This is a genomic window from Bradyrhizobium sp. NAS80.1, from assembly GCF_001908205.1.
In the GTDB taxonomy this organism is placed as follows: Bacteria; Pseudomonadota; Alphaproteobacteria; order Rhizobiales; family Xanthobacteraceae; genus Bradyrhizobium.
In genome coordinates this window covers 1-9,051 of record NZ_LGHL01000108.1, presented here as the reverse complement: position 1 = coordinate 9,051, position 9,051 = coordinate 1, and the positions used below count along the sequence as shown (strand labels likewise).

General features: G+C 61.5%; 9 protein-coding genes. 6 read left to right on the top strand and 3 right to left on the bottom strand.

The window, feature by feature from the left end; all coding sequences use genetic code 11:
• Window positions 1-367: 367 nt before the first annotated feature.
• Genes AC629_RS23565 through AC629_RS23555 form a run of 3 tightly spaced genes read right to left on the bottom strand, consistent with a single transcriptional unit; the run spans window position 368 to window position 3,214 of the window.
• Window positions 368-1,576, bottom strand: coding sequence for an alpha/beta fold hydrolase (locus AC629_RS23565; protein WP_084807349.1), 1,209 nt, complete (start codon window positions 1,574-1,576; stop codon window positions 368-370).
• 9 nt (window positions 1,577-1,585) lie between these two features.
• Window positions 1,586-2,476 (bottom strand): NAD(P)-dependent oxidoreductase, encoded by an 891-nt coding sequence (locus AC629_RS23560; protein ID WP_084807348.1) that lies wholly within the window; start codon window positions 2,474-2,476, stop codon window positions 1,586-1,588.
• Window positions 2,477-2,533: 57 nt separating this feature from the next.
• Window positions 2,534-3,214, bottom strand: coding sequence for a GntR family transcriptional regulator (locus AC629_RS23555; protein WP_084807347.1), 681 nt, complete (start codon window positions 3,212-3,214; stop codon window positions 2,534-2,536).
• A gap of 105 nt (window positions 3,215-3,319) precedes the next feature.
• Between AC629_RS23555 and AC629_RS23550 the strand changes: the two genes are divergently transcribed.
• Genes AC629_RS23550 through AC629_RS23525 form a run of 6 tightly spaced genes read left to right on the top strand, consistent with a single transcriptional unit; the run spans window position 3,320 to window position 8,296 of the window.
• Complete coding sequence (locus AC629_RS23550) at window positions 3,320-4,543, top strand: ABC transporter substrate-binding protein (protein ID WP_084807346.1); 1,224 nt, start codon at window positions 3,320-3,322, stop codon at window positions 4,541-4,543.
• Window positions 4,544-4,563: 20 nt separating this feature from the next.
• A complete protein-coding gene (locus AC629_RS23545; RefSeq protein ID WP_084807345.1) occupies window positions 4,564-5,424 on the top strand; it encodes a branched-chain amino acid ABC transporter permease in 861 nt (286 codons plus the stop codon).
• On the top strand, window positions 5,421-6,395 hold the full coding sequence (locus tag AC629_RS23540; RefSeq protein WP_084807344.1) for a branched-chain amino acid ABC transporter permease: 975 nt from the start codon (window positions 5,421-5,423) through the stop codon (window positions 6,393-6,395). Before AC629_RS23545 ends, AC629_RS23540 begins: the two co-directional genes overlap by 4 nt.
• Window positions 6,392-7,117, top strand: coding sequence for an ABC transporter ATP-binding protein (locus tag AC629_RS23535; RefSeq protein WP_084807343.1), 726 nt, complete (start codon window positions 6,392-6,394; stop codon window positions 7,115-7,117). The genes AC629_RS23540 and AC629_RS23535 overlap by 4 nt, the downstream gene beginning before the upstream one ends.
• Window positions 7,114-7,836: an ABC transporter ATP-binding protein gene (locus AC629_RS23530; RefSeq protein WP_143199384.1), complete on the top strand. Its 723-nt coding sequence runs from the start codon at window positions 7,114-7,116 to the stop codon at window positions 7,834-7,836. The genes AC629_RS23535 and AC629_RS23530 overlap by 4 nt, the downstream gene beginning before the upstream one ends.
• Before the next feature lie 55 nt (window positions 7,837-7,891).
• Window positions 7,892-8,296 (top strand): carboxymuconolactone decarboxylase family protein, encoded by a 405-nt coding sequence (locus tag AC629_RS23525; protein WP_084807342.1) that lies wholly within the window; start codon window positions 7,892-7,894, stop codon window positions 8,294-8,296.
• Window positions 8,297-9,051 lie beyond the last annotated feature (755 nt).

Below are 9,051 nucleotides of genomic sequence, written 5' to 3'. Positions count from 1 at the left end.
TTCTGTCACCTATGTCTCGGGCCGCTCAAATGATTTATGACCCATTTCATTCTGGGTGAATTTTTCGCACCACGTCTCGCACCACATTTTCGGTTCCATATCTGCCGTAGCAAAACTGCACTTGCGAGAAATACAGCAGTGCGAATTGTTGCGTCTGTTCCAGCAATAAGCATTGAACAAAGGGCGGCGCCGGCTTGCTCGGATGGCGGCGCAGCCGCCGTTGAAATCCGAGCTGGGCGCCGCAGCGTTGCAGCAACTTATCAAGTCGGAGGTCGATCGCTGGTCGACCATCGTCAAGGAAGTAAAGCTTGAGCCGCAATAGGCCGGCTGGAAGCTGCGGCGCATCGCAACCGATGCGCAGCAGTTCTTACGGCTTCAGCGAGGCGAAGACCGGTCGCAGATATCGCAGCATCTCCGCGGGATGCTCTGTCATCGGGAAATGCCCGAGCTCCGGCATTTCGATGACCTGAGCATTCTCGATCCATCCGGCTAGCTGATGCGCGTCATCGACCGTTGCCGAGAAATCGTAGTGGCCGATCAGGAACGACACCGGAATCGTTTTGCCATCGATCCGCTTGGCGATCTGCTCGCCGTCGAACTCGTCAGAGTAGAAGGCGAGGTCTCCGTCATAGATGCCGGGCGCGCCCTGCGAATAGATATAGGCGGCGCGGCGGCGCAGATCTGCCGGGCTGCGCGGCCCGAGCAGGCCGCGGACATAGGCAGCGGAATGCCAGCCGCCATTGACCTTGGCATGTGTGAGGTAGTCGTTACGGCGACCGCGCGGCCGCAGCGGTGCTTCCAGAGCGATCACCGCGCGAACGAGATCTGGCCGCTCTGCGGCGAGCACCATGGCGATGCCGGCGCCCATCGAGCATCCCATGACCACGACTGGCTCGCGGATCACCTGTTCGATGAAGCTGACGCACCAGTCGAGATAGGTCCGCTGATCGAGGAGATACGCATCGCCGCTCCAGTCGGCCGGTGGCATCGAGCGGCCGTGAAAGGGCATGTCGAAACCGATAAGGCGCCAGTCGTCGCCGAGGGCTGAGTCGCACATCACGCCGTGAAACTGACGGGTATCGGCTCCCGCCGTGTGCAGGCAAAGCACGGGTGTGCCAGTACCGGCTTGTTCGCTGTAGATCTGCGTTATCCGGCCCGTTGAGGCCGCGACGCTGTGATAGCTGCCGCGCAGACGGCTGAGATCTGCTTGCGGCGCCGCTACTTCATAGGGCGTGAGATTGGCGAAGATCGCTTCGAAGCAAGCGCGGGCCTGCGCGATCGCCAGCGGTTCGCCGGTGATCGCGAAGCGCGGATTGCGCAGCTGGATCGACGAGAATGAATGATAGGTCGGCGGTGCCGGATCAGCCAGCACCAGCCTCCAATCATCGGCGCTGGCGGCAATCCTGATCTCGCTTGTCGTGTCCGATTGAGCCGGCGGCGTGCCAAAGAAAACGTCATGGGTGCGGTCGCCGACCGTGAAGCGAACGCGCAGCGAAAGGCCGCGCGTAAACACTTTCACTTCCGGCTTGGCGAACGCCGCCGTCAGATGATCGACGAGCCGTTCGAAGACGGACATCGGCGCGGCTCACTTGTCCGCAGTGAGATAGCGTCCGATCTCGGTGTGGTCCGACTTGGGGCCGAGCTGCTTCAGCGCAGCATTCCACATGGCCGTGATCTCATCGGCCAGCGGTGCTTTGACGCCGATCTGGTGTGCGAGTTCGTCGGCGGTCTGGATATCCTTGGCCATCAGCGCCATCGCGAAGCCCGAGGCGTAGCTTTCCGAGATCATGAACTGCTTGAGTTTGTTCTCGGTGGAATTGTTGCGGCCGGTCGAGGCGTTGAGCACATCCACGAGGGTGTTCGGCTCGATACCGAACTTGCTGCCAATGGCGAGCGCTTCCGCTGCTGCGGCGAGACCAGCGGCCGAAACGTAATTGTTGAGCGCTTTGGCGGCGTGACCGGAGCCGAGCGGACCGGTGCGGAAGGCCGCCGGGCCCATGGATAGCAGGATCTTGTCGGCGCGATCGATGGTCGCGTGGGCGCCGCCGGCCATGATCGCCAGCGTGCCATTGATAGCGCGCTTCACGCCGCCAGAGACCGGTGCATCGATGAATTCGAAGCCGTCCGCGATCAGCTCTTCGCCAAGGGCGCGGGTGCCGAGCGGGGCGGACGAGCTCATATCGATGATCACGGTGCCCTTGGCGAGCTTGTCCTTGATGCCATCGATGGCGGCGCGCACGATCTTGCCGTCCGGCAGCAGGGTAATGATCGCAGCAGCACCGGAGATCGCCTCATCAACCGTCGAAGCAGCGGTGCCGCCCTCCTTCGCGAAGTTGCTGCGCGCATCGGCCGACAGGTCGAAGCCCGTCACCTGAAAGCCTGCGCGTGCGATGCAGGCAGCCATCGGGCGGCCCATGTTGCCAAGGCCGATCACGGTCACTTTGGCGGGCGGGTTGATTGCGGCTGTACTCGTCACTGGCGTTCCTCTGGGGGTCTTGTTGAGCTTGGGGATGGTTAGGAGCGTTGTCTGAGATCACTCGCTGCGCGCAAGTGCCTCGAGTGCGACCTTTGCGGCATTCCGGATGTGGAGCACGCAGGCGCGTTCGGCTGCCTCTTCGTCGCCATTCTCGATGGCGGTGAGGATATTCTCGATCTCGCTCAGGCTGTTGCCGATACGGTTTGCCTGGGTCATGGATGTCATACGCAGTACCGTCACGCGGTTGAGCAGCATCTTCAGGAAGCGCTCCACAAAGGCGTTGCCGCAACCTTCGAGCAAGGCGGCATAGAATTCGGTTTTGGCCGCGAGCAGGTTGCTGCGGTCCTGCTCGCCGGCGACCTCTCCCATGCGGACGAACTGCTTGCGCAGCCGCGCGATGATCGCGGGATCGCGGCGCCGCGCACATTCGCGACCGGCATAACCTTCAAGCAAGCCGCGGAGATCGTAGAGCTGAGCGGCTTCGTTAGCCGTGATTGTGCTCACGACCGGACCGCGGTGAGGAATGGTTGTGACCAGGCCTTCGGCTTCGAGTTGCCGCAGTGCCTCGCGGATCGATGTCCGGCCGACGCCGGTCTGCTCGCAGAGTTCGCGCTCGATCAGCCGCTGGCCGGGTTTAAAGCGTCCGCTGCCGATCGCAGATCGCAGTCGGTTCTCCACCAGCTGACGCAAGCTGGTCGTTTCCCGCGTGACGTTCAGGTCGGAGTCATCTTCTGCCATGCGTCAATTGACCGCTTATCAGACAATCTGTCAAGCGGCTTGACCGCCTGTCTGATTTGTGTTCCCCATCAGGCAAGCCTTGGGCGCCATTTTGGAGGAATTGCCATGTCGAAGACGTCATCTACGCGCGGGGGCATCAATCGCCGCACGGCTCTGGCCGGGACGGCCTCGCTGATCGCGGCGCCCTGGATTTCTTCAACTGCCCGCGCTCAGGCCAAGCCGGTCAATATCGGCGTGATCATGCCGCTATCCGGCGCCAATGCGCAGTTCGGTATCAATTCGCGCAATGGCATCGAGCTGGTGGCTGACGAGATCAATGCGGCGGGTGGCATCAGGTCGCTTGGCGGCGCCAAGATCAATCTGATCGTTGCCGACTCGACCTCGACCCCGACCACCGCGGGGACTGTCGCCCAGCGCATGATTAGCCAGAACGAGGTCACCGCCATTCTCGGTGCCTTCGCGTCGTCGCTGACCATCGCGATCTCGGAAGTGACAGAGCGCCGCGATATTCCGCTGCTCACCATGTCGTTCGCCGACCAGATCACCGGGCGCGGCTACAAGAACATCTTCCAGGTCGTCGCCAAGGCATCCGCGCTCGGTAAGGCCCAGCTCGATTACACAGTCGCGATCGCGCAGGCCGCGGGTACCAAGATCGACAAGATCGCCATCATGTATGAAGACACGGCCTATGGCACCGCCCAGGCCGAAGGTCTGCGCGCCGCGGCCAAGGCGGCGAATATCCAACTCGTCATGGACGATGCCTATCCGCTTGGCATCACCGACACGACGCCGCTGATCAACAAGCTGCGCGCATCTGGCGCTCAGGCGGTCTTCCCGGTCTCCTACCTCAATGACAGCCTGCTGCTCATTCGCACGATGCGCCAGCAGCGCATCACCATTCCGGCCATCGGCGGCGCCGCCGGTTATGTGATTCCGGATTTCGAGAAGGGGCTCGGCGAATTCGCCGAAGGCGTGTTGTCGATCGCTCCGGCCAATTACGATCTCGATACGAGCCTCACTGATCGGTTCCGCAAGCGGTTCGGCTATTTCATGGTGCACGAGGCGCTCGAGCACGCCGTCGCGCTGGATGTGCTGGTGCAGGCCATCGAAAAGGCGAAGTCGGCCAAGGCCGAGGACGTTACCCTGGCGCTGCGCGGCGCGAAGTTCACCGGCGGCTGGACCAATGCGATGACCGGTGGCGCCGTACAGTTCGACAATACCGGTCTCAATGTCGCGTCCATCCCGGTCATGGTGCAGTGGCGCAAGAAAGAGCTCGTCACCGTCTGGCCGAAGGATGTGGCCAAGGGCGCGGCCGAGTGGAAGTTCTGACGGAGTAACGAAAGAAAATCGTGTCGTTCATTCAAGCGATTCTGGATGGCCTGTTGATTGGCGGCGTTTACGCCGTCATTTCGATCGGCCTGACGCTCGCCTACGGCGTGATGGGCATCGTGAATTTCGCGCAAGCGGAATTCCTGATGATCGGCATGTTCGTGTCATGGTTTGCCTGGGCCTATCTCGGTCTCGATCCCGTCCTGGCGGCGCCCCTGTCTTTTGCAGTGGCGTTTGCCCTCGGGTGGCTGGTGCAGGGCCATCTGATCTCGCACGTGCTGAAGGCGCCGTCGGTTGCGCAGATATTTCTCACCGTCGGCTTGCTGATCGTGCTGGAAAACGGCGCGCTGCTCGCATTCGGATCACAGTTCCGCTCGGTGACGACGTCGTATCAGACGATGTCGTTGTCGCTGGGGTCGCTCTTCGTCAGCGTGCCCTATCTGATCGCCTTCGCAATGTCGCTGGCCTGCGGTCTTGCCTTGTGGTGGTTCATGCGCACCAGCTGGTTCGGACGTGCGATGCGAGCGACTGCGCAGAACCCGATGGCCGCTCAGCTGATGGGGATTGACACGGCTCTGATGTACAAGATGGCCTTTGCGCTGGGCGTCGGACTCACCGCTTTCGGCGGCGCCGTCATCCTTCCTTATGTTACGGTCTTCCCCGGCGTCGGCGGTCAGTTCGTGGTTCTGATGTTCACGGTGGTCGTGCTCGGCGGCCTCGGCAGCGTCGCTGGTGCGGTGGTCGGTGGTCTGGCGGTCGGTGTGATCCAGGCCTTGTCTGCGCTGTTCTTTCCGATCCAGCTGCAGAATCTCATTCTTTTCCTTGTCTTCATTCTCGTGCTCGCCGTTCGGCCGCAGGGTCTCGTGGGAGCAAGCCGATGAAACGCTGGATCCCGATTGCCGTCATCGTTCTTGCCGCGGCAGCCGTGCCACTGCTGTTGAATCCGACCGGGTACTGGATTCGCGTCTTCACCTTCACCCTGTTGTTCGCAGCCATGGCGCAGGCGTGGAATCTGATCGGCGGTCTCGCCAATCAGCTCTCGCTCGGGCACGCGGCCTTCTTCGGCATCGGCGCCTATACCTCGACCATTCTGCTGCTCAAATTCGGCATCAGCCCATGGCTCGGCATGTTCGCTGGTGGCGCGCTCGGTGGCGTCGCTGCGCTGATCATCGCGATTCCCACCATGCGGTTGCAGGGGCACTATTTCGCGCTGGCGACGCTCGCGTTCGGCGAAGTGGCGCGCGTCATCGCCAATGTGTGGACCTCGCTCACGGGAGGCCCGGTTGGCCTTTCGGTGCCGTTCGTTCCGCCGGGCTTTGCGGCCTACTCGTTCAAGCAGCTGCTGCCGCATGCCTATATCGCTTTGATCGCACTGATCATCGTCACCGCGATTTTCGAAGTGATCCGGCGCGGCGCGATGGGCTACCGGCTGCGCGCCATCCGTGAGAACGCGGCGGCCGCGGAAGTCATCGGCATCGATACCACCAAGGTCAAGCTGCAGACCGCCGTGATTTCCGGTGTGCTGATAGCCATGCTGGGAACGCTCTATGCCCAGGTCGCCGTATTCTTCGATCCCGATACGGTATTCAACGCGATGTCGATCTCGATCCGTGTCGCTCTGATCGCTATCATTGGCGGTGTCGGCACCGCCATCGGTCCAATCCTCGGCGCCTTGTTCATCGTGCCGGTCGAGGAGCTGATGAACGATCTGTTCTCCGCCGGTGCCGCCGGACTGTCGCAACTGATCTTCGGCGTTATTCTGATCGTGGTGATCCTCTGGCGTCCGCGTGGACTTGTGACCGTCATCGAGGCGTTGCGCACTTGGCTTCGCGGCAAAGGAGCGCAATCATGACGATCCTGGATGTTTGCGGCATTTCGCGACGCTTCGGCGGCCTGCAGGCACTGTCCGACGTGACGTTTTCGGTCCCGAAGGGGCAGATCGTCGGCCTGATCGGCCCAAACGGGGCCGGCAAGACCACCTTCTTCAGCACGCTGGTCGGCTTGATCAAGCCGGATTCCGGCTCCATCACGCTCGATGGTGTCGGCGTTGTCGGGCTGAAGCCGCACAAGGTCGTTGGCCTCGGCATGACCAAGACGTTCCAGAACGTGGCGCTGTTCGCCGAGAGTTCGGTGCTCGACAATGTGCTGACCGCCGGCTTGCTGCGGCACGATGTCGAGACAGCGCGGGAGAGGGCGCTGGTCTGTCTCGATCGCGTCGGCCTCAAATCCGTCGCGGACAAGATGGCCGGCAATCTGTCGTTTCCGGAACGTGCGCGAGTCGAACTCGCGCGTGCGCTATGTACCGATCCCAAGGTCCTGTTGCTGGACGAGGTCATGGCAGCACTCAATCCCGTCGAGATGCAGGAGATCATGGATCTGATCCGCGAGCTACGCGATGACGGCATTACGCTGCTCGTTGTCGAGCACCACATGCGGGCCATCATGACAATCTGCGACCGCATTCTCGTGCTCAATTTCGGCCGTCTGCTCGCCGACGGCACGCCGCGCGAGGTCGCCAACGATCCCGTGGTGGTCGAGGCCTATCTCGGGCGCTCGGTGGAGGGCCACGCATGACCACCTCCCAGCCATTGCTCGAGATCAAGAGGCTCAATGCCGGCTATGGCGGCATCGATGTCCTGCACGATATCGATATCGAGATGCGCGAAGGCGAGTTCGTCTGCATCATCGGCGCCAATACTGCGGGCAAGAGTACGATCCTGCGCGCGATCTCGCGTCTGGTCCCGCGTGTTCGCGGCACCCTGCGTTTCAACGGTGTGGATCTGACTGAGCGCGCCGCGCATGAGGTCCCGTCGCTCGGCATCGCGCATGTTCCGGAAGGTCGCCACGTCTTTCCGGACATGAGCGTCGAGGAAAACCTGATGCTGGGCGCCTTTACCGCGCGCGCGTCGAGCGACCTGCAGCAGCGGATGGAGCGCATCTTCGACCTGTTCCCGCGCACGCGGGAGCGACGGTCTCAACTTGCCGGCACGCTGTCGGGCGGCGAGCAGCAAATGGTGGCGGTCGGTCGCGCACTGATGCTGCAGCCCAAACTGCTGCTGCTCGATGAACCCAGTCACGGCCTCGCGCCGAAGGTTGTCGAGGAGATGCACGACGCGTTCGTGAAGATTCATCGAGGCGGGACATCTATTCTGCTCGTGGAGCAGAGTGTGGGTCTCGCTCTAGACGTCGCCGCGCGCGGATATGTTCTGGATAGTGGTCGCATCACGCTCCAGGGCGCATCTGCAGAGTTAAATGAAAACCCGGCCGTTCGCGCTGCTTATCTCGGTATCTGACCGACCAGTAGGTGAAGGCAGGCAGACGATCACTCCAACAAGAAGGATCCTCAGCATGAGCTACAACCAGACGATCACCCTCGGCGGCCTGTTCGACGAGGGTCTGAAGACTCGCCGCGAAGTCCTCGGCGCCGCCTATGTCGATAAGTCGATCGAAGCGGCCAATGACTTCATGATGGCCTTCCAGCACATCACTACCGAATGGTGCTGGGGCTATGCCTGGAATCGTCCGGGCCTGGACAAGAAGACCCGCAGCATGCTGAACTTGGCCATGCTGACCGCGCTCAACCGTTCGCCCGAGATCAAGCTGCATACTCGCGGTGCGATTAATAACGGCGTCACCGTCGAAGAGATCATGGAAGTGCTGCTGCATGCTACGGTTTATTGCGGCATTCCGGCTGGCCTCGACGCCTTCAAGGTGGCGAACGAAGTCCTCAAGGAAATGGGGCAAGTCAAGTAAGGGTTCCGCGCGACGCTTCTGCCTGAACCGATCTCGAATCGGCCGGCATTTCCGACCTTGCGTAAGCCGCGCTGGCGCGATCCAGCGCGGCATTTTTGCACTTCACATCACACGGAAGGGCATCCGCGATTTTGCGACCGCTCGCAGAGTGAGGCCGCATTCCGGGTGAAGATCGATCTGAGCATTGGCATCTTGCGTGAGCGTCGGAGACACTTAAGTCGGCATTGTCCGCTTCTGATGCTGTTGCGTTCTGGCGCGGACTTCCTTTGGCTTTCTTTCCCGTGGTCGGCATCGGCGCATCGAGGTGGTACAGAGGATTAATTCGCGGTTGGCGTGGAAGAGCTCGTAAGAGCACCAGTCCTCGGCGACTACCTTGCTCGAAGTGCTCCGATGCTGAAAGGCCTCGAACCGCGAATGTGACGTCGCGGTGACATGGCTTCATGCATGTGATCTGCCATCCTTCGGTCATGCGGCGAGGCGCGGGGACAGTGTTGTCAGTCCGCAAATGACAATCACGCGCTCGAAGCGGGTGCGAAATCTTCATATCGGCTGCTGAAGATTTAATGAGGTCGCTATCTGTCGCAAGAGTGCGCTGCGCGATGCGGGCTGCTCATCAATCTAACAATGCCGCTCGCGCAGTCTCCATTCGTTCATCTAAATGACGTGCACGGGTCGTGTCCCCAGTGATGGTGTAGCTCGGTGGAGCAAAGCCGTCCGCACGCGCGCCCTCAAATAGCGCCGTAGCGGGCGGACGG

Bases quoted from the DNA above. Each gene is read 5' to 3' on its own strand.
- AC629_RS23535 (WP_084807343.1), top strand. From the start codon at position 6,392: ATGACGATCCTGGATGTTTGCGGCATTTCGCGACGCTTCGGCGGCCTG.
- AC629_RS23555 (WP_084807347.1), bottom strand. From the start codon at position 3,214: ATGGCAGAAGATGACTCCGACCTGAACGTCACGCGGGAAACGACCAGC.
- AC629_RS23530 (WP_143199384.1), top strand. From the start codon at position 7,114: ATGACCACCTCCCAGCCATTGCTCGAGATCAAGAGGCTCAATGCCGGC.
- AC629_RS23525 (WP_084807342.1), top strand. From the start codon at position 7,892: ATGAGCTACAACCAGACGATCACCCTCGGCGGCCTGTTCGACGAGGGT.
- AC629_RS23565 (WP_084807349.1), bottom strand. From the start codon at position 1,576: ATGTCCGTCTTCGAACGGCTCGTCGATCATCTGACGGCGGCGTTCGCC.
- AC629_RS23540 (WP_084807344.1), top strand. From the start codon at position 5,421: ATGAAACGCTGGATCCCGATTGCCGTCATCGTTCTTGCCGCGGCAGCC.
- AC629_RS23550 (WP_084807346.1), top strand. From the start codon at position 3,320: ATGTCGAAGACGTCATCTACGCGCGGGGGCATCAATCGCCGCACGGCT.